This window comes from Rheinheimera aquimaris (assembly GCF_020531985.1).
GTDB lineage: Bacteria > Pseudomonadota > Gammaproteobacteria > Enterobacterales > Alteromonadaceae > Alishewanella > Alishewanella aquimaris.
On record NZ_JAJAVQ010000002.1, the window covers coordinates 860,715 to 882,216 of the forward strand.

Here is a 21,502-nt window from a genome sequence, read left to right on the forward strand (position 1 = left end):
AATTTGTCTAAAGCTTTAATCATTCTTTTAATGTTGCCGATAACAGCTTTTAGCCAAAAGCAATACACCGAAGGGGCGTGTTTATTGCTGCAGCAGCAAGCTGACCGCTTTGCTGGTCAGCCGAATAGCCGTAATTACCAGGATGCGCGGCGTGAGCTGAATAACCACTGCCAAAATCCGATACCGGCGCCTGACAAAGAACTTAACCTGACCAACATCCCAGTTAAAACCATTACCGTTGGCAACACAAAAAATACTGCTGCAACACAACCTGCAAACCCCAATGTGGTTGTAACAGCAAAACCGCAGCCGGTTAAGCCTACACCTTCTGCTATACCCAAGCCCGCCGATATACTAAAACAGCTATTTGCCCCGGTACTGGCACTATTTGGCAGCCTGCTGGCATTTCTGCTACTGATTGTTGTGGTTATGGGGTTACTTGCACTGTTTTTAGCGCGGCACGGCGCCCGTATTAAAGGTGCGCTGGCCGAGCGCGTATTACACAAGGTATTAGTTAAAGAGTTGCCAGCCAGCTACCAGCATTATCGTAATTTGGTGATACCCACAGAGCAGGGTGATTTAACCGAGATAGATCATCTGGTGGTTAGCGCCTATGGCATCTTTGTGATTGAAGTAAAAAACTACCGTGGCTGGATTTTCGGTGGCGAGAAACAACCACGCTGGACAGTACAGCGCTTTCGCAGCAAGCATCAGTTTATGAACCCGTTGCACCAGAACTACAAACATACCGAAGCGATAAAGCATGTGCTGGGCTTAAACGGTAAAGACAGCGACGCAGTGCATTCGATAGTGGCATTTAGCCAGCGGGCGGAGTTTAACAGCCAGATCCCACAAAATGTAATGTACATCGATTTAGTCGGCGATTACCTGCAGCAGTTTTATCAGCCATGTTTTGATGATGAGCAAGTGCGCCAGTTTACCGCGCGGTTAAACTTTGCCCTAGCCAGCAGAAAGGCGTTGAGCAAGTTGCATTTAGCGCAGGTTAAAACGCAAAAAGCAGCGTAGCTACAGCTTCAGAACGTTACTGCTTTACCATTAAAATACTGCGGTAACGACTGGCATTTCTGCTTATCAGCATCGGTTTTACACTCTGCAATCGTCATTTCAATACAATGCTCGGGGGTGGCAGTAAACACCATTACTTTGTCGTGCATCCATTGCCGTGATTGCAGCGCGCACTCGGTATAACCTTTTGCTGTTAAATAGCTTTGGATTGGGTAGTGTAGTAACTGCGGCAGCACAATTGTAATTATCAGGCTGATAACAAAGAACCGGCTGGCCTGTTTGTTCAACTGCGGTGTAACGGGCTTATTGCGAATTTTACGCACACCAAAGTACGACAACATAGCGCCCATCATTGCTGCACCCAGGCAATAGAACGCGCCTTTGTTTACCGTAACTGCATTTGCTTTAGTCAGCAGTGCTTCAAGCATAGTGATTAAGCTGTAGCCAAAATAGCCCAGTGCAAAAAAGGTCAGCATTGCAAACAGTGCCAACCCTGCGAACAGTTGCCATAGCGCTAGTTCATTTTCATCTTGTTGCATTTAAACGGTAGGCTTATGTATTGGGTTATTACTTTATCCTTGCTGCAGTTTCAGCCGTGCTTCGCGCTGTCGTTGCTGTGCCTGCCAGTACTGCTCGACTTGTTTGGTTTCTTCCGGTGTGCCACGGCTGATAATACGGCGGATATCACTGTTGTAACACAGCGCTTCATTCTTCACCCAGGCCGTATACGTTACCCGATTTAACAGCAAAGTACCGACGGGGCAGGGCTGGTAGCCTTTATTTACTGCCTGTTTATCCCAGTTGTTTGCCAGATAAATTTCTCCGCCAAACACACCACCTAAGCTTAACAGCACCGCAATGCTGCAAAAGCGGATCAGTGCCGACTTGAACGTTTTTGCCTTTTCACCAGCAAACAGCAAAAAGGTGAGGCCAGAAAATAATAGTGCCAGCACCGCTAACCCGGCGATAACACCGGGGATATAACCGGATGAGTAACTTAGCACGATAAGTTGTTGGCCACTTTGCAGTTGCTCCCGCTGGCTTTGCCAGTCGCTTTGTAAAATCCACAGCAACACTGATGCAAACACACCACAGAATAAGGTAATGCCAACACCATAGGCGACTGCTTTGGGTTTGTTAATATTCATCTTAATACGGGAATTCCATTGAACCTGCGCAACAGGCTGGATAAATAGCTTCTTATTGCACCGGTTAACTGGCGTTTGACTGCTTGTCCTGCCGCTGAAACAACATAGTAGACACCATCACTGATATCTTTTTTGGTGTCGTATTCAATTCGGTTGAGATGGTTAATGATGGCTTGTGTTACACCGTATTTGTTGTCCAACCAATTCAACGCAAATCCAATACCGATACCTACTAAAATGGCTGCTGCTAAGGGAAATATTGCTATGCTGGCGCCAGTTATTGCCACCAAACCGGCTGATACCACCATACCGGCTGCATAACCAGCAGCACTTGCGATAGCTGCTTTAACTATGTCGGTTGATATGGTTGCTAACCAGTTTGTCCAGCGGAATTCGTCTTTAAAAATCCAGTCTATTGTGTTTAATGTCGCAGAAAATATTACTGAGACCAGTACACCACCTCTGGCTGACGCTCTCATTGCTTGTCCGCCGATACCAAGTTGCATGACTTTACTGTTGTTCGCCAGGTAGCGGGTGCCTGTTAAGATTTGCCGCAAACCAGCCCGGCCTTTGAAAATAATGTATTTCTTGCCGTTTTGAGTCTGAAAATAGTATTGCCCTAAAATGCTGCCAGAGCGTTTCATTTCTGCCGCCAATACAGTCAAAACCTTTGCATCTGACCCGGCTGCTACCACAGTAGCACCGTAATTTTTGCCAAATTGCATAAGGTATTCGTCAAGTGGCATGCCGGTTAGTTGCTCAAATTTAGCAGCGATATGTTGCTGATTTACGCCCTTACTTTTTTGCTCTGCAATCCAGAGTTCGAGTAGCTCCCGATCATCCTGGACAAAGATATCATGCTGATTCTCATTGAAAGCTGTTTCTAGCTCAGCCCGGCTTAAAACTGGATGGTTCTGGGACATAAAATTCTTCCGTGATAAATTGTTAATTTGGTGTGATTAAAACATTTCGTAAATTACTACGCAACTGAAAAAACAGTTCCTAACTTTTTAAGATTCTGGCTTGGATATGTTGAGTATTTCCGGCAAAAGATATTATGCGCAGGTTATTTGCGCATAGAATTTGCGTTATACTTTTGAGCATCGCGCTATGCAGTCAATCTGTAAGGAGCTTTTGATGAATCAGAAATTAAAATCAGCATGTAATACCTCTGTTGATGCCGCTTTGCTGGCTGAGGCAAAGGCGCTGAATATCAGCCCGTCTGTGGTATTGGAGCAAGCGCTTAAAAAAGCCGTTAGCCAGGCTAAAGCTGAATTATGGCGAGAGCAAAATGCTGAGGCGATAGCCGCTTATAACCAGCAAATAGCAGAGCAAGGCACATTTGCTGAGCGGTTAGGGCAGATTTAGTGTTAGCGCAATTTAGCGTGGCCTGCGTTGAACAGCAGTTAGTCGTGGTATTAACCAATACCCTGTTCCACGATATTGACAGGTTATTAGTTGCGCTAATTAAACCTGATACAGGCAATGCCTTACTGACATCTTTTCATTTACCTGTGAGTATCAATGGGCAGGCTTATTTTATCGATCTGCTGGATATCGCTTCTGTATCCGCCAAGCGGCTAAAAGCCAACGGAATTAACTTACAACACTGTAGCGGGCAAATTAAAGCCGGTATCGACTTACTTATCGACGGTTTTTGACATTTCAAATTACGTTATCGGCTCTTAACCAAGGCTAAGTTGTGAAGAAATTATTTTGGGCTGCACTTTTACTTATCACTGTACCGCTAATCGATAGCCTGTTTCTTGGCAATGCTTTTGGCATTAACTGGCACAGCCCCAAGTTGATGTATCAGGTAAGCGTGTATCTGGTTCCGATTAAACTGTTGTTAACCATAACGGGTATAGTGCTGCTGTTAAAAATTCCTGCGCAAGGTTGGGCCAAAGCTGGCAAATATAGTGTTGTAACTGTTGGGGTTTTACATTGCTGCCTGCTGGCATTGATATGTCTGGCGTATTTGGTTTTTGGTGATAAAACTAAGTTTTATCAGGAAAATGGCAATATTCATTTGTACACCGCGGATACTGGCGCTATGGGTAAGTCGTACCATTATTTTGATTTTATCTGCCGTGGTAAGTTTGGTTTTTTCACACCTATACCTATCAGCCGGGAAGATTGGCTCGGACAGTTTAGTTTTGAACAAAGCGGTAATCAGTTAGTGATCCGCCAACTTAATAATGACGAGACAAACGTGATTACCCGCGATATACCCACAAATAGCTGTAAATAACCGACTGAGAGCCAACGCTTTGGCTTCTCCTAGCTAAACGTAAGTGTAAGGCATTGAAGCGTACTCTGATGTGTAAACAAAACCCAGTTCAGATACTTAAGGTTGGTAGTTGCCAGACAAATTAAGCGTACAGACAGCTACAAGCCGGATACTGGCTTACTTGCCCAACTTTGGACTGTTTTGAACAACAAGGTGACCGTAAAAGATGCTGAATTCAAAAACACTATCTGCAGACACCTGGCTAGAGCGGCTGGAAAGCTCTAATTACACCTATTTACTGTTGTTTGCGCTGTCGATGGGCGAAACGCTGATTTTACCGATACCAATTGAGGCGATTTTAATTCCGTGGATGCTACGCAAGCCGGAAAAGCGCTGGGTGATTGCCGCTGTTGCACTGGCTGGCAATATTACAGCGGCGTCGCTTGGCTACTGGCTGGGAGCGCTGGCGATGGATCAATGGGGCGACAGCCTGATTCAGCTGTTTGGCGGTGCCGAGGTGTACGACAGTTTTGCCACTGAGCTAAAAGAGAACGGTTTTATGTCGGTGCTGGCGGTCGGTATTACGCCGACGCCCTTGCAAATTGCCATGCTGGCCGCCGGTGCTACCGGCTTTTCATTTGTATTGTTTTTGCTGGCGGTGGCGTTGTCACGCTCGGTACGCTACTTTGGGCTGGCGCTGCTGGTACAATTTGCCGGTGATGCGGCAATGAAGCTGTGGCGGCGTTATTCACGCCAGCTTGGCGCAGTGCTGCTGGTGCTGGCGGGCGTTTGGGTTTGGTTTACCTTCTTCAGGTAAAATGCCAGTGAGTTCATAGCGTTGTAATATTAATTGATGTTAAATGCTGCAGTTGCTGCTAGCATAAGTTGTTCATAGTTCAGGGATGATTTATGCGCTACCTGTTGTTTACCATAACATTACTGCTAACCTCATTACCGCTCGCGGCGCAGCAGCAATATACTGACGGTGCCTGTATTTTACTGCAGCAGCAAATAGATCGTTTTGATCAACAGCGGCAGAACAGTAACTACCGCAGTGCCAAACGCGAATATGACCGCTATTGCCAAAAGCCGGTACACGCCGTGCCGCGTGGCAGCCAGGCGCGCCAGGCCGTGCCGGTAACCACTGCCCCAGCTGAGCCAACAGAAAACGTTACTACGCCGCCCACGCCGGTAAAGGTTGTAACACAAGCTGAAGCTGAGCGCAGCGCTACAGTTTCTGCAGAAGCCCGTGTAAACGGCGCTGACAGCATAAAGCCGGCAGAAATCACCTCAGCAGACGTTTCAGCAGTAGAAGTTAGCCCTAAGCCGGTGATCACGTTACCAGAGCCTGCTAAAGCGGAACCGGTGCAGGCGCAACCTGAAACTGCAGCGCCTGAGCTGGTTTCGCCTGCCGCTGAAACCGTTGCGCTGCCGCACGCTACTGAGCCGGCAGCGCAGCAAGACATGCTTGGACTGGTGTTAAATAGCATACCGCTGATTGCAGCTAACATTGTTGCACTGCTACTGGTGATATTTTTACTAACCTCGTGGCTTGGCTATAACCTGCCAGGGTTTAAAGGGGTGTTTGCCGAGTACAAGTTAAACCAGCTGCTGCGCTGGCGTTTATCTAAGCAATATCTGCATTTTCGCAAGCTTAAATTGTTTACCGCCAAAGATGAGCTTACCGAAATTGACCATCTGGTGTTGTGCCCATACGGTATTTTTGTCATTGCTGTCAGAAGCGATCGTGGCCGTATCGGTGGCAGCGAAACGGCTGCCAACTGGAACCGGCACTACTTTGGTGCTACCAAACAGTTGATGAACCCGCTGCATCAGAACTTTAAAAACGTTGAGGCGGTTAAACACCTGTTGCAGTTGCAGGGCACGGACACCGCACAGGCTGTGCATTCGGTCATTGCCTTTAACCGGGTAGCCCAGTTTGCCAGCAGCATGCCCGCCAATGTGATGTTTGTAGATTCGGCGGCAGATTATATCAAGCAATTTACCGATGTGGTGTTAACCGAAGAGCAGGTAAGCCGCTTTGCTGCTGTGCTAAAACAAGCCAGCACGGCTTAGTGGTTATGTCAGTGACTGCTGGCTTTTAGCGCCGGGCGGCGTTTACGCGGCCTGAAGCGCTGCCACAACAGTACTATGCCGCTTAATGTAAACATCAGCGCCGCGGCGGAAAAGCTGATCAACAGCGGGTTGTTAAAGTTGCTGCGATCCTGGTAATCCATAATGTGTAACATCCAGAGAAAATCAAACAGCCGCCAGCTGTCGGTACGCACCCGTGTCACCGCGCCGGTGGCCGGGTCCAGATAAAAGCGACTGTGCTCGCTGTCATTAAACTGCAGTTGCCACAGCGGGGCCTTCAGATGCTGCACTTCTTGTGGCAATTGCTGCAGCAGCGTAGCGGCGACGATTTCACTGTTGCCGCTGTACTGTGCCAGTGCCAGCTGCCGGATATTCTGCTCGGATAAACTCTCAAGCGGCTCACCATCGACCGCACTGTAGCGGGATAAGCTGTTACCCTCTTCAACCAGATAAACCGGCAGGGCGCTAAGCTGATTGTTTTGCCAGGCCAGGCGCTGACTTAAACTTAAGCTGGCATGCGCACTGTGTTGTTGCAGTACCTGTTGCGGGCTGACACCGGCCTGCTGCCATTGCACTGCTGCCGTTTGGCGCAGATGTTCGCCGCGCACCTGTTCAATCGGTAAAATGGCCATCACCAGGCCACTTAAAAACCACAGCGTAATTTGTACTACCAGAATAAGCCCCAGCCAGTTATGCAGGGTACGGCACAGTTTTAACATGCAATATTGTTCAGCAGATGGTGGATGGGCTATCAAAACAGAAAAGCGCCACCGCTGTAAAGTGGCAAATTGCCGCAGCCGGTGGCGTGATCAGAGGTGTAACGCTTAACCATGGTGGCTACGGCGGTTATCACGTACCAGCCACCAGACCAGATACGCCAGAATAATGTAAGGCAGCAGGCTAAATACCAGCGATACGCCAACGCCAAACAAAGTAGCGGCAATACCAACGGCTACACCAAAAGCGGTGGCAACCACACCTATTAAGGTTGGAAAGCAGTAAAGGCCTAAAACAATAACTAAGATGATGGCGATGGTTCTGTTCATAACGGCTTCCTTTTAAGTGACGCCCTGGGCGTTTACTTAACGCCATCAAATGTTATGCCAGATTTTTTATTGTATTAAATCAATGTCTTGTGGTTTGCCTGGGCGCTAACGAGTGTGCCAGCCCCCAGATATTAGTGTTTTTAACCATTAGTTGGTAAAAAATGGCTATAGCTGTCAGAGCGGCGTAAAGCGTAGCTCCAGCTCACGGTAATACAGCCGGGTTAAGCCTTCAAAGCCAGAGTCGGTGCCAAGAAACACCCAGATGCTGCCATCGGCGTTACTGGTAAATTGCAAAGGTGTATTGCCTGAGCCAGTGACAATTTTGCTGGCAAACTTATCGCTATCACAGCTGATTTCGCCAGAGGCAATGTTACCTATCACACGCGCATTGCTGCCATCCTGGCTTTGATTGCCTTTATCCACGTTCAGATAGTAACCCGATTGCTGTGGCTCCTGGCTGGCATAACCGAACTTCAGATACACTGACTCGCCCGGGGCACCGCCTACGCCCATGCAGTCTGAAGCAGCGTCGGTCAGAAACCGTACTGATACCGACAGCTGATAACGGGTTGCCGGTTCCAGCCCGGTAATTTTGCGTTTGATGTACATAAACAAGTCATCGCTGCGGTTCATGCCCTGCAGATAAAAGCCCTGGCCGGTAAAGCCGGTTGGCAGGTTGCGCACACCGCTTTGTAGCTGATAAATAGTGGCGTTGTCGGTAGGGTAATCTGAAAAGCCTGCCTGCCACTGCTGGTTGCCCTGGCGAAAATCGTAGTAGTGGGCCGGTGAGGTGCCGGTGTCCAATTCACAACCATTGAGTAATAACAGGCTGCTGGTCAGCAGCGCAAGCGCTGGTAGTTTCATGCTGCAGTTTTCCTTATTGCGGGTACTGCAGGAAGCTTAACGTTGCTGCCAGCGCCGAAGTGTAACTGATTGCAACCAAATTGAAGTTAAGTGTTAAATGCTGTGCTGATAGCGGCAGCAGGGCACAGAAAAGGCGCCACAGTATAATAGCTGTGGCGCCTAGAGGCAGAGTTACAATGTCAGGTTATTGCAGGATAACGCGGGCATTGACCGCTTGCAGCGGGCGGTTGTTTTCGTGGTGAATATGATGCACCAGCTGTTTTAACTGTGCGTTACTGGCGGTGACCGGTTGTTTTAACACTAACCAGCGCACGCCCTCAGAGCACGGCGGCGTAGTCAGTGAACCGTTAAAACGGTAGTAGTCACGCTCGGATGGTAGAAGTGCAGCTGCGGGCAGATCTGTTGTCAGCGATGCTTTGCCACCGATGTCGGGGGCTTGTTGCCACACTTTGTCCAGTAACGCATTAGGCTGACCCGCTTCAAACATCACAGCAACAACGGCCAGATGGTTGTCTTTGTCGGCATGAACCAGGTGTGCCTCCATCGGATAGGATTTACCGTTGATATGGTTTTCGCTCGGCACATGAAAATGAAACTGCTTCAGTTCAAAGCTGACACCATCGACCACAATACTGTTACCGGCTTTGGCATTGACCTGCACGGTGTGGCCGTTATTGATAATGTCACTGCTACCGGCCGGGTAATTAAAGCTGATAGGTGCAAGTTCAGCGTCAACAAAGCCAGTCAGATTAACCGGTGACTGGTTGCTGCCGTTACACATACTGAATTCTGCACTCAGTTGTGCCCAGTTTGCCGGGCCTTTGTCGCCGCTGTAATCCCATTCAGTGGCCTGCACCGCTGTTACCAGCGCCGCCGAAGCCAGCATGGCCAATAAAGTAAAAGAATTTTTCACGTTGTGTTCCAGATTGTTGGTGATGTCGGCCAACAGCATAACGCCGCGGGCGTTAAGAACACGTTAAGACGATACCGGGCCTGATGCTGCAGGAAAAGTAATGACAAAACGACTGCCGCCACTATCTGCATCCTGCAGCACTATGTGCCAGCCGGCATGGTCTGCCACGCGTTTTACAATCGCCAGGCCGAGCCCTGTACCTTCGTGTGGCGGCTGAGTGTCGCCATGCACAAAACGCTCAAACAAACGTGCGCGGATTTGGACTGGTATGCCACTGCCGCTGTCTTCAATGATCAGTTGCTGCTGGCTTAACTGCACGCTGATATAGCCCGACTCTGTATGCCGGCAGGCATTACGCAACAGGTTACCAATCATAATGGCGGCCAGTTCCGGGTGTACCGCGACACTGACATTGCTGGTGTCCTGCCGCTGCCAGCTCACCTCTTTACCGGCCAGTAATGGCTGACAACGGCTGATTTCAGCCTCAATAATGGCATTGAGCAAAGTTTGCGGCGCTGACACCGTGTCTGGTGCGCGCGACAACAGCAGCAGTGCACTGACACGCTCGGCTGTTTCTGCCGCAACCCGGCGAATGCGCTCTGCCGCCGCATGCTGCATCGGCTGAGCGGCGGGCAAAGCCGCGAGTAACTCGGCCGCGCCTAGAATAATTGTCAGCGGGGTTCTCAGTTCATGACTAACATCCGCGGTAAATAATTGTTCCCGCGCCAGTACTTGCTGTAACGCGTCAGTTCGCCGGGCAAATGCACGTGACAACACGCCGATTTCATCCGGCGCTTTTAATGATGGCAGGGCGGCGGGCGCCGCGTCACGTCGCACCGCATCGGCCAACGCGGCGACAGGGGCAATGATGCGCCGGCTGCTCCATCTGCCCAGTGCCAGCGCCAGCAGCAAACTGGCGACAAAACCGCAGGCCATGGCAATAAATGCCGCCCGTTCGGTATGTTCCAGCTCGCCCAGATCCTGCACTATGGCATAACGGTGGCCATCCTGCTGTCGTAGCAATGCATAAACCTGGCGCTGGGCAACTTCCAATTTATGCAGGCCATCGGGCAGTTCGCGTAGCGCTAAGGGAATATTGTTGTCAGCCAGTAATGCTGCGCCCGCCGGTTCGGCTCTGTGTGGCGCAGTGACCTGCTTGGGCAGTAACTGCCCGGCAATATTGTTAAGCCTGGCCTGTATCACCTGTTGTTCGATGATATTGATCGTTGTGTACGACACCAGACTGAACGTCGTAGCAACGGCGAATGCCAGCATTAGGTAGGTAAAGGCGATTTGCTGTTTAAGTGTCAGTCTTGGTTTCATCGGCAGTGACCAGGCGGTAGCCTACGGCAGGTAAAGTTAACAGCATCGGATAGGCAAAAGGTTTATCCAGTACCCGGCGCAGCGAGTGGATATGGGTTCTTAACGCATCACTGTCTGGCTGGTTATCCCCCCATACCTGCCGTACCAGTTCATCACGCGTCAAGATCCGCGGTGCCACCCGCAGCAGTGCCAGCAAAATTTTATAAGCGGTGGGTGTCAGTTCCAGTATTTTACCGTCACGGCTGGCCTGACCCAGGCTGGGGTCCAGTTTCAATTCGGCAAACTGCAGTGAGTTTTGTACATGTTCGTTACGTGCGCGCCTGAGTAACGCTTTGAGCCGGGCATCAAGTTCAGGTAGCGAGTAAGGTTTTACCAAATAATCATCGGCACCGGCGGCAAAACCACTGACCTTATCCTGCACGGTGTCGCGGGCTGTTAGCATCAGCACCGGTGTGCTGAGGTGATACTGCTGGCGTAGCAGGCGGCAGACATCCAGGCCATCGGTACCGGGTAACGACAAATCTAGTACGATAGCGTCGTACGATGCGGTCGTTGCGGCGCGCAGCCCGGCAGTGCCGCTGCGGGCGACGTCCAGGGTGTAGCCGTTCGGCTCCAGATAAGCGTACAAATTAGCAATAATATCCGGGTTATCTTCAATGATCAGTATATGCATTGCCGACTCAGTGTTACGGTTGCCGGTTTGTTATAAGGTAAAAACCGGCTGCAGGCAAGGTGTTAGCTACATACCGCCTTGCTGATAGCGGCTTTGCGCTGTTATGGAGGTACAGCTAAGGCCTGCGGTTGTGGCATACTGCCCGCTGATGACATCAGCCAAATTGTTTTACAGAGAGCAGCAATGAAACCCAGCACTGATTTAACTACCACACTGCAACAGATGCTGGCGCAGTGCCAGCCGCTATACACGCAGGGCAAGGTGGCCGATTATATTCCTGCACTGGCACAGGTAGATGGCCGGCAGGCGGCGGTGGCGGTGGCAACACTGGATGGCCAGGTATTCAGTGCTGGCGCGGCTGAGCAGAATTTCTCGCTGCAGAGCATCTCTAAAATATTTGGTCTGGTAATGGCGATGAACCGGCTGGGCGATGAGTTATGGCAGCGGGTAAATATGGAACCTTCCGGCCAGCCGTTTAATTCGATAGTGCAGCTGGAATGGGAAAAAGGTATACCGCGCAATCCGGTAATTAACGCCGGCGCTATTTTGGTAGCCGATGTGCTGGTAAGCCATTACTCAGCCAGTAAAACGGCATTTTTAACCTTTTTGCGTCGCCTGACCGGGGTTGAAGCCATTTATGCTGACCCTCTGGTATATCAATCTGAGCTTGAGCATGGTAACCGCAATGCGGCGCTGGCCTACCTGATGAAAAGTTTTGGCAATATAGAAGCCGAAGTGCCGCAGGTGCTGGAGCATTATTTTCATCAATGCGCCACGGCGATCAACTGTAAGCAGCTGGCGCAGTCGTTGCTGTTTCTGGCCAACCGTGGCGTGCAGCCTGGCTGCAACGAGCAAATATGCAGCCGGCGTGATGCACACCGCGTAAATGCCATTTTATCCACCAGCGGCATGTATGATCAGTCTGGCGAGTTTGCATTTAAAGTGGGGCTGCCAGCGAAAAGCGGTGTCGGTGGCGCCATAGTGGCGATAGTGCCGCAGTTTGGTGTGATTACCGCCTGGAGCCCGCCACTTAACCGCTTTGGTAACTCTGTTGTGGCGATGCAGCTTATTAGCCAACTGGCCGAGGAGCTGGGCTTGTCATTGTTCTGAGGCGACTTGCTTAATCGTCGCCGAAGGTTGAGTTTTTCTCGCTGTGCTGAATACGGTCTATCACGATAACTGCGGCAAGCAGTTGCGCTGTCCATTGCGGGGCGAAGATGTCTACGCCGTAACTGTCAGACCAGCTGAACCATTTTTTTGAGATGCTGGCCAGCAGCTGATCCTGCTGCCGGATTTGGTACTCGTGCTGCCAAAAATTGCCAGTCATTTCCAGCATGCCCTCTGGTGTACTGATGCTGAAACGGCTGGTCCAGAATGGCCAGAACTTCTTTTTAATCAGCCACTCGCTGCCATCGTTATTCAGCAAACGACAGGCTGGCATGATGGTTATGTATTTGCGCTTGATTTTCAACAGCGCAGTGCCGCTTGCATCAGACAAGGTCTGGCTGCTGGATAAGCTAAACAGCTTACCACTGACACTGTAGGCGTTATCGCCGTTTTCATCTTCAATTGAAAAGCTGTCAGTTAAGCTGAAAATTTTCTGTTTAATACGATATTTCATCAGCAAATGTGCCTGTTATTAGCGCTTTGTGCCTTCGCCATGGCATGTACGCCGGTTCTGTTCTAACCATAACGTACTCTATTAAGCAACATTGTTACACTGTTTGTACCTTCTGTTAAAGCGGTTCTTGCTGCAATAGTGTACTTGTACGATTGTTGTAATGGTTCAAGTGATTTTTCTGTACATAAGCGTGGGCATTGATGCAAACAAGTGATGGTAGCTGCTGCGTAAAGGGCTATAGTTTAACTATGTCCTGACAGGAGGTCGTAGCTATGGATAGCTATACTGCACGACAGCGTATACGCCGGTGGCTGCTTTGGCATAGCGCTTTTTTATTGATAGGTCTAATGCTGATGTTGTGCCAACTGCAAGCACAGGCCCTGCGCGTTGCCATTTCGGCAGAAGATTACCCGCCTTTTTATTACCAGCAAGCTGGCAAGCTGACGGGACTATCGGTAGACATATTACAGGTGGTTGCTTCTGAGCTGGGTCTGACGATTCAGTGGCAGCGTTTACCCTGGAGCCGGGTGGTACAGCACGTCGCCAGTGGTAAAGCCGATGTGATTACCGTATTTTATAAAACCGATGCCAGAGCACTGCAGTTTTATTACAGCAACGAAAGTTATTTACGCGATGCGATAGTACTTTTATGTGCGGAGCCCTGCCAACTGAACTTTGACGGTGACCTGGCCAGCCTGGCGCAACAACCGGTTGCAGTAGTAAGGGATTTTTCGTATGGCCCCCGACTAGACCAGGCAGCGTTTAGCAAGATAGCAGTGGCGGAATCGGATCCTATGTTGTTTAAATTGTTGCTGAACCGGCGTTTACCTCAGGGCATCGCCTCGTTAACTACGGTACTACACTCGGCAGAGTTAAAATGGGCTAAAGATAAGATTAAGGTTTTGCATCCTCCACTGGATTATGTCGATATCTATTTTGCCTTTAGCAAGCAAAGTGCTACCACGCCAGAGTTCGTCGCTAAGTTTGATCAAGCTCTGCGTCGCTACAAAAGCTCCGCTGCTTACACTGCTTTGTTACAGCGTTATCAGTTGTACTGAAATAATGCGAACCTGGTTGCCCCGTCCCGTCATAACAAGCGATACCAGTTAATCAACACCGTGCTGGCGGTTAATTAATTTGCTGTCACCTGCTCATAAATGCCGCTAGGCTATTAATCATCTGGTTAATTAAGGCAGTTTTGTTATGGCAAATGCATCCGGACGCCCCTTGTCTGCTGACGACACTCAAAGCCGAGAGCGTTTATTGTGCGCTGCGCGCGGCCAATTCAGTAAGCGTGGTTATGCTGCGACAACTACCCGCGATATTGCCAGAGTAGCAGGCATAAACCCGGCCATGATCCGTTATTACTTTAATAACAAAGCCGGTTTGTTTCAGGCCGTGTTGCACGAGACTATTCAGCCGATGCTGAGCCTGATGCACTCTGCGCCGATGCAAAGTGAGCAGCCGGATATGCTGGCGCTGGTGCAGCAGTATCATCGTATGATGGCGCCGTATCCTGAGCTGCCGCGCATGATCTTTCGTGCGTTGCATAACCCGGCCTCGGCTGAGTATCAGATGGTGAATGATACCTTTAACAGCGTGATCCGCTCTGCGGTTGAACACTTGCTGGCTCAGATGGCAAAAGGCGCCGCGCAGGCCAGCGCTGCTCAGCGCCAGGCGCTGGTTATCAGTGCACTGGCACTGGCGGTGTTTCCGTTTTTAATACCGGATGTGGTGCGGCAGATCTTGCAGTTCAGTGCTACGCCCGACGAGCTGGCGGCAATCGCCAGTTGTGCCGCACCGCTGTTTGCCTGCGCGGTATCCGATACGGCCGGAGGTCAGCATGCGTAAGCTACTGCTATTGAGTATGGTGATTGCTCTGTGCGCCTGTCAGGGGCAGGAGCCCAAAGCTGCCTTTGGTACTGTAGAGCGCGAAGTGGTACTGGTTACTGCCGCTGCCGATGGCCTGATCACTGATGTGACCGTAAAAAAAGGTGAGCAGGTAACGGCAGGCCAACTGCTGGTGCAGCAGGAAACCACAGAGCAGCGGTTGTTGCTGGCACAAGTGCAGGCTGAACTTGCCGCTGCGCAGGCAAAGCTGGAACTGATGCAGCTGGGCAGCCGCACCGAGCAACGTGAACTGGCTAAAGCGAACCTGGCAAGGGCCGAGGCAAAACTGGTTGACGCCAGGTTAACCCAGCGGCGGCAGGCAGAATTATTGGCGCAGCAGTTAAATTCGCAATCCGCTGTGCAGCAGGCTGATGCAGCACTTGCGGTAGCGCTGGCGGAACAGCGGGCAGCACAGCAGCAACTGGCTGAAACACTGGCCGGTAACCGGCAACAGGATATCGAGCAAGCGTCCTGGCAGGTTGCGCAGCTCAAGGCAAGGGAAGAGCAGTTGCAGTGGCAACTGCAGCAAAGCAGTACCTATGCTGGTCGCGATGGTGTTATTGACGATGTGCTGCGTTACCAGGGGGAGCGTGTGCAGCCAGGCAGCACTCTGATGACGCTGGCGGTGTCTGATACTGCATACGCCAGGGTGTATTTACCCGCCAGTGCTATTGCACACTGGCAAGTCGGGCAGCAGCTGAGTGTCTGGTTGCAAGGCCGTGAAACAGCGCTTAGTGGTACTGTGCGTTATATCAGCGCAGAGGCCGCTTTTACGCCGCATTTTGCATTGCATCAGCAAGAGCGCAGCCGGCTGGTGTATCTGACTGAAATCAGCCTGACAGACAGTAAAGATCTTATCAGCGGCACGCCGGTGCGGGTTGAACTGCCATGACTGAGATCGTGATTGAAACCCGTGGCCTGACCAAATACTTCGGCGATTATTGCGCGGTAAATAACCTCGATCTTAGCATTCGCCGTGGTGCTATTTATGGTTTTCTCGGGCCGAATGGCTGCGGTAAGTCGACCACTATGCGGTTATTAACCGGGCTATTAACACCCTGCGCCGGTGAAGTGCGGGTGCTGGGCAATGAACTGCCGCAACAAGCCGAAGCACTGCGGCGCAAAATCGGCTATATGACACAGAAATTTTCACTGTACGACAACCTGAGCGTAATGGAAAACCTGCAGTTCGTAGCGCAAATTTATGGCCTGACAAAACGGCAAAGCCCGCAGCGGATAGCACAGCTATTGGCGTTATATCATCTTGAAGATAAGCAGAAAGTACGCGCCGGCGCCTTAAGTGGTGGGCAGAAACAGCGCCTGGCCTTGGCTGCTGCCACCTTGCATGAACCACCATTACTGCTGCTGGATGAACCGACATCAGCGGTGGATCCGGAGAACCGGCGAGAATTCTGGGAACGGTTATTTGATCTCAGTGACGCGGGTACCACGATATTAGTGTCTACGCACTATATGGATGAGGCAGAGCGCTGCCACGGCCTGGCCATTCTTGAGCTTGGCCAAAAGCGCGCTGATGCCAGCCCGCAGCAACTGATGCGCCAGCTTAAAGCCAGTGTGTTTTTATTACAGGGCGACAACCTGCGCCAGTTAGGCAAACAGCTGGCACCAATGTCTGAGGTGATTTCTACCGCTCAGATTGGCAATACGTTGCGGGTGCTGCTGGCCCCAGCGCTGGCTGAACCACAACAGTGGCTGCAGCGGCAACTGCCGGGCACTTCGCTGCAGCGGGTAGAGCCGAATCTGGAAGATGTGTTTGTTGCGACAACCGGAGTGGGTTATGCCAAGTCTGCGCAGAATTAATGCCATTATGTTTAAAGAGTTGCGTCAACTGGCCCGCGACAGAATCACTTTTGCCATGATAGTGATGATACCGCTGATTCAGCTGGTGCTATTTGGCTATGCCATTAATACCGACGTGCGGCAGGTACCGTCTGCGGTGGTCGATTTGGCGGGTACAGCACAAAGCCGGCAGCTGATATATGACCTGGAAGCGTCGCAGGTTGTGCAGTTTAGCCACCGCTTTGACAGCGTCGTGCAAGCCGAGCAGGCAATGACCAGTGGCGTGGTGGCCGCCGTGCTGGTGCTACCGGCTGATTTTCAGCGCAGGTTAGCACTGCGGCAACAAGGTGTGCTGCTACAGCCTGTTGCGCAGTGGATCACAGACGGCAGCGACCCTTTACTAAGCGGTGCTGTAAGTGTGCTTAGTCAGTTGCCACTCACTCTGCAGGGGATCGATAGCAGTAACAACCCCGCAGCAGTAATGCAGGTAGTGCGTTATTTTAACCCTGAGCAGCGTACAGCCGTGAATATAGTGCCGGGATTAATTGCTGTTATCCTGACGATGACAATGGTGTTGTTTACCTCGGCAGCGGTGGTAAGGGAGCGTGAGCAGGGTAATATGGAGTTTCTGATCACCACGCCGATGCAACCGCTGGAGCTGATGCTGGGGAAAATTGTGCCTTATATTGCCGTAGGCTGCATTCAAACCGGCATCATACTCGGCCTGGGGCATCTGTTGTTTGCGGTGCCATTACCGTTGCATTGGTTGTCACTGCTGGTGGTAACGCTGCTGTTTATTCTGGCCAGCCTGACGTTAGGGCTGATTATTTCGACCCGTGCCACCACGCAATTGCAGGCGATGCAGGTGACGGTGTTTATCTTATTGCCGTCTATATTGCTGTCGGGTTTTATGTTTCCTTATGCGGCTATGCCGTTGGCCGCGCAGTGGCTGGCAGAAGTACTGCCCGCGACACATTTTGTGCGGATGATACGTGCCGTAGTGCTGCGCGATGCGCAGTGGTGGACGCTCAGCTACGATGTGGTGTATCTGGCTGGCTTTACGCTGGTTGGCTTAGTTATCGCCACGCTGCGCTTTAAAAAGCGGTTGGATTAACGCAGCTTTTGTTTAAGCAGGCTACAGCTGGTGAAAACTGACTACAGCGTTCCGGCCACTCTGCTTGGCCTGATACAGCGCGGTGTCGGCCTGTTCTATCAGAGTGTCAGGCTCAGTAAACTGGTGGGTACTGCTGACACCGATACTGACTGTCATTTGTATCAGCTGCCCGGCTGTAAGCGGGTTGGCTTCAATCGCATTCTTTAATCTGTTGGCAATCAGCAAGACGGTGTCTTCTGATGTGTCCGGCAGGCAAATCAGAAATTCCTCGCCACCATAGCGGAATAGCAGGTCGTAATCGCGTAATTGCTGGCTGGCAATGTCTACCACGTGTTGTATTGCCTTATCGCCAGCTCTGTGGCCAAAGGTATCATTCACCTGTTTAAAATAATCGATATCAAACATCAATATGCTTAACGTGGTGTGGTTGCGCTCTGTCCGGTTCAGCTCGGCCAGTAAACGTGGTGACAGGGAGCGGCGGTTTAGTAATCCGGTCAGGGCATCGCGTTCGGAAATATGCAGTAAGGCCAGCCGCTGTTGCGAATGGCTTAACATTATAACACAGCCAAACACCAGTATAGCAAAGGCAGTCAGGCTAAAATAACCAACACTGTGGATCAGCGCACTGTAATGGGTCTGCACCAGCTGATAGTGTTCGGCCAGCATGTAAGCCGAGCGCAGAATAAACTGGATGATATTAAAGGCAAATACGCCGATAAATGCCAGATACACCGGGCCTAGTTCGGTATCACGGTGTCGTGACAACATACGGATGCTCCACAGGTTAAGCATGATAACCGGCGGAATAGCTAACAGCATGCGATTGGCAATGGTTGCAGCGGCAAAGTCGCTCAGCTGTGCCAGATAAAGTGGAACAATTGCCAACAGTAACCACTGCCGTTTCCCCGGTAACTGTAAATGGCGGTGAATACCGCAGGCCAGGGCCAGATGGGCACCAACACTGCTGGTATTAGACAGCGCCGGGCTCAGCCAGTACGGCACTGCATGGGTTGTGAAGCTAAAGGCGCTGATCAGTGCATTTAGCAGCATAAAAATGGCTGCCAGAATAAAGTAACGCTGATACCTAAGCTGGCGCTCTGCTTTATATTGCAGCGCCAGTAAGATAGTAAAAGTGCAGGCAATAAACACATTTACATAGGTGAGCGTCAGTACATCCATTATTATTTTTTAATCTGGCACCGGGCAAAGGGGGGGCAGAAAATAGCACAAAATTTCAGCAGCGGCAATTACCCGGACAGGCAGTCAGACCAGCTGTCCGGGAGGTGATTACGCCAAAGAGTAGGGTAAACCGTCTTTGCAGGTAAATTGCTTATTACCTTTATGTGCACAGCTGACCTGACGGCCTGTCACCATGCTGAACCAGATGCAATCGGGCTCAGAGGTTTGCAGCTGGATATCATCAATGCTGGCCTTGTCCTGGCAGCCATTAATGCCACTGCGGTTTAAAATCAGCTCAACATGGCGACCATTATTGTTCAGCACGATAGAGCAGGGCGCTTCACGGTGGCCGCTTAAAGCCACAAACTGGGCCGGATTTTGTAACCCGCTGGTGCTGCCGTCGGCAAAAAATGCCAGCAGTTGCTGGTAATACACCACGTAGCTGCATACGTCTTTATGCGAGCCTTGCTGCAGCGGAAAGGTTTTATCTAAAAAGCCTTTAGAGTAGTCCATCACCTGCTTAACGTGGCGCTGATTCAGCTCGTTAATCACGCTAAGCTCGGTCGCCATCCAGGCGGTTTGGCTCTGTGATGGGGTGCTGTGTTGTTGGGCCAGTGTTGTCATGATGTCATCCTCGTCTCTTTTTTGTCGGGTACTTTGTTGTACAACCGATATTCAGCTACTGCCATGCTCGGTGCAGCGGGATTTCAGGCAATCCTGCCTTCAATCTGGCGGACCTGCTGGAGCAGGTCACATTCGTTCCTGACGAATGTGGTGTCCGCCTTCGCTATCGCGAAAGTGGTCTGCACCTGTGCTGTCAGCAGTTGAATATCTGTTCTCAGGGTCATCAGTGTTAAACGTCAGACCAGTTGCTATCGGTTAAAAACTAGTCTAGGCTAAAAATCAGCATAATTTCACAATAGAAATTTCACAGTGTGAATTTTACAAAATGAAACTAAACAAAAGCCTGCTCAGAAAGTCGCATTTTCTCGGTACAAAGATCAGAAACCTGAGAAAACGTAATAACTTAACCATGGAAGATCTGTCGACACGCTGCATCAGGGTAAACCCGGAACAGGCGCCGTCGGTGTCTTACTTATCGATGATTGAGCGTGGTAAACGAACGCCGGGTATTGAAATGCTGGAGGTCATTGCCGAAGTATTTCAAAAAGATCTGGACTGGTTTTTAGACGGAGAAGATGCCGGTGAAGACTTAACACCGGAAAAAGGCAGCCGTGGCGGCATCAGCGGCATGGCACTGGAGCCGGGTTTTTTGTTTTCTAACGACATTCTGCAGATTGCTATTCCGGAAATGCTGTCGCAAACCGGAACCAGTGGTAAGCAGTTTGCGCAGTTGTTGATCCGTGCGCATCAGGAGCATAACCAAAACCACTTTCCGGAGCTGGAGCGGGCAGCTGAGGAAGTGGGGCAAAAACGTATGCCACTGAGCGTAGAAGAACTGCTGGCAATAGTGAAACAACTGGGGTTAACGCTGCGCTGGTATGACGAAGCCCCAAAAGAGTTGCTGGACGAGCTGGGCGTACTGTCAAAAAATGTCTCGACATCGTTTTTCAGTCCACCGGCGACATTGCACCTGAATAGCTTGTTAAAAGCTTATCCGACCCGGTTAAAGTACGAGCTGGCGGTACATATCGGCCATGCGGTGCTGCACAATAAAGACGGTGTTAAAAGCAGTATGACAGTGGGCGGCGCTCAGGATGATGAATTATCGCAATCTACTGCTGTGCAGCCGCAGGACATTTTGCATGCCTGGCGTGATTTTGAATCCAGCTTTTTTGCCGGCGCACTGCTGTGCCCCAAGTTGCCGTTTCGGCAGTTGCTGGACCGGCAGGGCTATGAAATCAGCTCTCACCTGCAAGCTGGTGTGTCGGCATCAGTCGCCATGCGCCGGATGACAGCCGTGTCGCCTTATACCCACTGGCATTATTTTGATGCTTATACGCCTGGCAAACTGAAAGCCGTGTACCGCGGCAATGGCATTCCGCTGCCGTGGGGCAATATGCGTAAAGTCGAAGATCCCTGTCAGCACTGGGCGGTATTTCGGATGTTTGATGTTGAAGGGGTAAACAGCAGTGCGCAGTTATCCTTGCTGGATGTAAACGGTGCGCCGCGTATTTATTGCTGTGAATCGACCAAGGTACAGGATCTGGCAGGCAATACGCATGTGTTGTGTGCTGGTATCGACTTAAACCCGGCTTTACTGGCGCAAGGGGTAGATGCCGATAGCATGGCGGGCGAGTTAAAGCAGCTTTGTGTGGGCAGCAGCGGTGGTGCTAAAGTGCCGAAAACCATTCAAACGGCGCTGACCAGTGTGGCGAATATTCTGAACATTAACTGGGTCGCGCGCAGCCTGCAAAAACCGGCGCAGCTGATTTGTGCCCGCGGTAATAGTTGCCCGCGACAACCCAGTTGTTATCAGTGTGAGGGTTATGGCAGAACCACCTAACGAGAGCCGGTTTGCTCTAAGCTAACCGTTGCAGGCCAGGATGGCCGAATCGAGCCTACAGGGACGTATTTACGGCGTGTTAGCGTGAGCAAACCGGCTCGATGCAAGAGCAAC

25 protein-coding genes are annotated in these 21,502 nt (G+C 50.8%); 13 read left to right on the forward strand and 12 right to left on the reverse strand.

What is annotated here, in order from left to right:
- Nucleotides 1-30: 30 nt before the first annotated feature.
- Nucleotides 31-1,026, forward strand: a complete 996-nt coding sequence (locus LHL18_RS08800; protein WP_226766673.1) for an NERD domain-containing protein — start codon at nucleotides 31-33, stop codon at nucleotides 1,024-1,026.
- Between the two features lie 8 nt (nucleotides 1,027-1,034).
- Here the strand turns inward: LHL18_RS08800 and LHL18_RS08805 are convergent, their stop codons facing one another.
- Genes LHL18_RS08805 through LHL18_RS08815 form a run of 3 tightly spaced genes read right to left on the reverse strand, consistent with a single transcriptional unit; the run spans nucleotide 1,035 to nucleotide 2,818 of the window.
- Nucleotides 1,035-1,565, reverse strand: coding sequence for a hypothetical protein (locus LHL18_RS08805; RefSeq protein WP_226766674.1), 531 nt, complete (start codon nucleotides 1,563-1,565; stop codon nucleotides 1,035-1,037).
- Between the two features lie 33 nt (nucleotides 1,566-1,598).
- Nucleotides 1,599-2,174 (reverse strand): hypothetical protein, encoded by a 576-nt coding sequence (locus LHL18_RS08810; protein WP_226766675.1) that lies wholly within the window; start codon nucleotides 2,172-2,174, stop codon nucleotides 1,599-1,601.
- A complete protein-coding gene (locus LHL18_RS08815) occupies nucleotides 2,171-2,818 on the reverse strand; it encodes a hypothetical protein (RefSeq protein WP_226766676.1) in 648 nt (215 codons plus the stop codon). The genes LHL18_RS08810 and LHL18_RS08815 overlap by 4 nt, the downstream gene beginning before the upstream one ends.
- A gap of 493 nt (nucleotides 2,819-3,311) precedes the next feature.
- Here LHL18_RS08815 and LHL18_RS08820 point away from each other — a divergent pair, with 493 nt between their 5' ends.
- The 5 genes from LHL18_RS08820 (at nucleotide 3,312) to LHL18_RS08840 (ending at nucleotide 6,480) form a co-directional block, all read left to right on the forward strand.
- On the forward strand, nucleotides 3,312-3,542 hold the full coding sequence (locus LHL18_RS08820; protein WP_226766678.1) for a type II toxin-antitoxin system CcdA family antitoxin: 231 nt from the start codon (nucleotides 3,312-3,314) through the stop codon (nucleotides 3,540-3,542).
- Nucleotides 3,542-3,835 (forward strand): CcdB family protein, encoded by a 294-nt coding sequence (locus LHL18_RS08825; protein ID WP_226766679.1) that lies wholly within the window; start codon nucleotides 3,542-3,544, stop codon nucleotides 3,833-3,835. The genes LHL18_RS08820 and LHL18_RS08825 overlap by 1 nt, the downstream gene beginning before the upstream one ends.
- A 41-nt stretch (nucleotides 3,836-3,876) precedes the next feature.
- Nucleotides 3,877-4,425 (forward strand): hypothetical protein, encoded by a 549-nt coding sequence (locus LHL18_RS08830; protein ID WP_226766681.1) that lies wholly within the window; start codon nucleotides 3,877-3,879, stop codon nucleotides 4,423-4,425.
- 205 nt (nucleotides 4,426-4,630) lie between these two features.
- Nucleotides 4,631-5,221 (forward strand): YqaA family protein, encoded by a 591-nt coding sequence (locus LHL18_RS08835; RefSeq protein WP_226766683.1) that lies wholly within the window; start codon nucleotides 4,631-4,633, stop codon nucleotides 5,219-5,221.
- Nucleotides 5,222-5,313: 92 nt separating this feature from the next.
- The gene (locus tag LHL18_RS08840) at nucleotides 5,314-6,480 is read left to right on the forward strand and encodes a nuclease-related domain-containing protein (protein ID WP_226766685.1); all 1,167 of its coding nucleotides are present in this window, start codon (nucleotides 5,314-5,316) and stop codon (nucleotides 6,478-6,480) included.
- A gap of 8 nt (nucleotides 6,481-6,488) precedes the next feature.
- Here LHL18_RS08840 and LHL18_RS08845 read toward each other — a convergent pair whose 3' ends face one another.
- The 6 genes from LHL18_RS08845 to LHL18_RS08870 form a co-directional block, all read right to left on the reverse strand.
- Complete coding sequence (locus LHL18_RS08845) at nucleotides 6,489-7,217, reverse strand: PepSY domain-containing protein (protein WP_226766687.1); 729 nt, start codon at nucleotides 7,215-7,217, stop codon at nucleotides 6,489-6,491.
- Nucleotides 7,218-7,322: 105 nt separating this feature from the next.
- Complete coding sequence (locus LHL18_RS08850) at nucleotides 7,323-7,544, reverse strand: hypothetical protein (RefSeq protein ID WP_134052192.1); 222 nt, start codon at nucleotides 7,542-7,544, stop codon at nucleotides 7,323-7,325.
- A gap of 174 nt (nucleotides 7,545-7,718) precedes the next feature.
- Nucleotides 7,719-8,408 (reverse strand): hypothetical protein, encoded by a 690-nt coding sequence (locus LHL18_RS08855; RefSeq protein WP_226766689.1) that lies wholly within the window; start codon nucleotides 8,406-8,408, stop codon nucleotides 7,719-7,721.
- A 184-nt stretch (nucleotides 8,409-8,592) separates the two neighbouring features.
- Nucleotides 8,593-9,321, reverse strand: coding sequence for a carbonic anhydrase (locus tag LHL18_RS08860; protein ID WP_226766690.1), 729 nt, complete (start codon nucleotides 9,319-9,321; stop codon nucleotides 8,593-8,595).
- Nucleotides 9,322-9,384: 63 nt separating this feature from the next.
- Nucleotides 9,385-10,644 carry a sensor histidine kinase gene (locus LHL18_RS08865; protein WP_226766692.1) on the reverse strand — a complete coding sequence of 420 codons (1,260 nt, stop codon included), beginning with the start codon at nucleotides 10,642-10,644 and terminating at the stop codon, nucleotides 9,385-9,387.
- A complete protein-coding gene (locus tag LHL18_RS08870; RefSeq protein WP_226766694.1) occupies nucleotides 10,622-11,317 on the reverse strand; it encodes a response regulator transcription factor in 696 nt (231 codons plus the stop codon). The genes LHL18_RS08865 and LHL18_RS08870 overlap by 23 nt, the downstream gene beginning before the upstream one ends.
- A gap of 183 nt (nucleotides 11,318-11,500) precedes the next feature.
- Here LHL18_RS08870 and glsB point away from each other — a divergent pair, with 183 nt between their 5' ends.
- On the forward strand, nucleotides 11,501-12,427 hold the full coding sequence (glsB, locus tag LHL18_RS08875; protein WP_226766695.1) for a glutaminase B: 927 nt from the start codon (nucleotides 11,501-11,503) through the stop codon (nucleotides 12,425-12,427).
- A 10-nt stretch (nucleotides 12,428-12,437) separates the two neighbouring features.
- Here the strand turns inward: glsB and LHL18_RS08880 are convergent, their stop codons facing one another.
- Nucleotides 12,438-12,938: an LURP-one-related/scramblase family protein gene (locus LHL18_RS08880; protein ID WP_134052181.1), complete on the reverse strand. Its 501-nt coding sequence runs from the start codon at nucleotides 12,936-12,938 to the stop codon at nucleotides 12,438-12,440.
- Between the two features lie 272 nt (nucleotides 12,939-13,210).
- Here LHL18_RS08880 and LHL18_RS08885 point away from each other — a divergent pair, with 272 nt between their 5' ends.
- From LHL18_RS08885 to LHL18_RS08905, 5 genes are all read left to right on the forward strand, one after another.
- Nucleotides 13,211-13,996 carry a substrate-binding periplasmic protein gene (locus LHL18_RS08885; protein ID WP_226766696.1) on the forward strand — a complete coding sequence of 262 codons (786 nt, stop codon included), beginning with the start codon at nucleotides 13,211-13,213 and terminating at the stop codon, nucleotides 13,994-13,996.
- A gap of 145 nt (nucleotides 13,997-14,141) precedes the next feature.
- A complete protein-coding gene (locus LHL18_RS08890; RefSeq protein ID WP_226766697.1) occupies nucleotides 14,142-14,789 on the forward strand; it encodes a TetR/AcrR family transcriptional regulator in 648 nt (215 codons plus the stop codon).
- Nucleotides 14,782-15,720 (forward strand): HlyD family secretion protein, encoded by a 939-nt coding sequence (locus LHL18_RS08895; protein ID WP_226766698.1) that lies wholly within the window; start codon nucleotides 14,782-14,784, stop codon nucleotides 15,718-15,720. The genes LHL18_RS08890 and LHL18_RS08895 overlap by 8 nt, the downstream gene beginning before the upstream one ends.
- The gene (locus LHL18_RS08900) at nucleotides 15,717-16,649 is read left to right on the forward strand and encodes an ABC transporter ATP-binding protein (protein ID WP_226766700.1); all 933 of its coding nucleotides are present in this window, start codon (nucleotides 15,717-15,719) and stop codon (nucleotides 16,647-16,649) included. The genes LHL18_RS08895 and LHL18_RS08900 overlap by 4 nt, the downstream gene beginning before the upstream one ends.
- Nucleotides 16,627-17,742 carry an ABC transporter permease gene (locus LHL18_RS08905; RefSeq protein WP_226766701.1) on the forward strand — a complete coding sequence of 372 codons (1,116 nt, stop codon included), beginning with the start codon at nucleotides 16,627-16,629 and terminating at the stop codon, nucleotides 17,740-17,742. Before LHL18_RS08900 ends, LHL18_RS08905 begins: the two co-directional genes overlap by 23 nt.
- Before the next feature lie 21 nt (nucleotides 17,743-17,763).
- Here LHL18_RS08905 and LHL18_RS08910 read toward each other — a convergent pair whose 3' ends face one another.
- Both LHL18_RS08910 and LHL18_RS08915 read right to left on the reverse strand, forming a co-directional pair.
- Complete coding sequence (locus LHL18_RS08910) at nucleotides 17,764-18,921, reverse strand: GGDEF domain-containing protein (RefSeq protein ID WP_226766703.1); 1,158 nt, start codon at nucleotides 18,919-18,921, stop codon at nucleotides 17,764-17,766.
- Between the two features lie 108 nt (nucleotides 18,922-19,029).
- A complete protein-coding gene (locus LHL18_RS08915) occupies nucleotides 19,030-19,545 on the reverse strand; it encodes an aldolase/citrate lyase/malate synthase family protein (RefSeq protein WP_134052167.1) in 516 nt (171 codons plus the stop codon).
- Between the two features lie 325 nt (nucleotides 19,546-19,870).
- Here LHL18_RS08915 and LHL18_RS08920 point away from each other — a divergent pair, with 325 nt between their 5' ends.
- A complete protein-coding gene (locus LHL18_RS08920; RefSeq protein WP_134052165.1) occupies nucleotides 19,871-21,388 on the forward strand; it encodes a DUF3612 domain-containing protein in 1,518 nt (505 codons plus the stop codon).
- Nucleotides 21,389-21,502 lie beyond the last annotated feature (114 nt).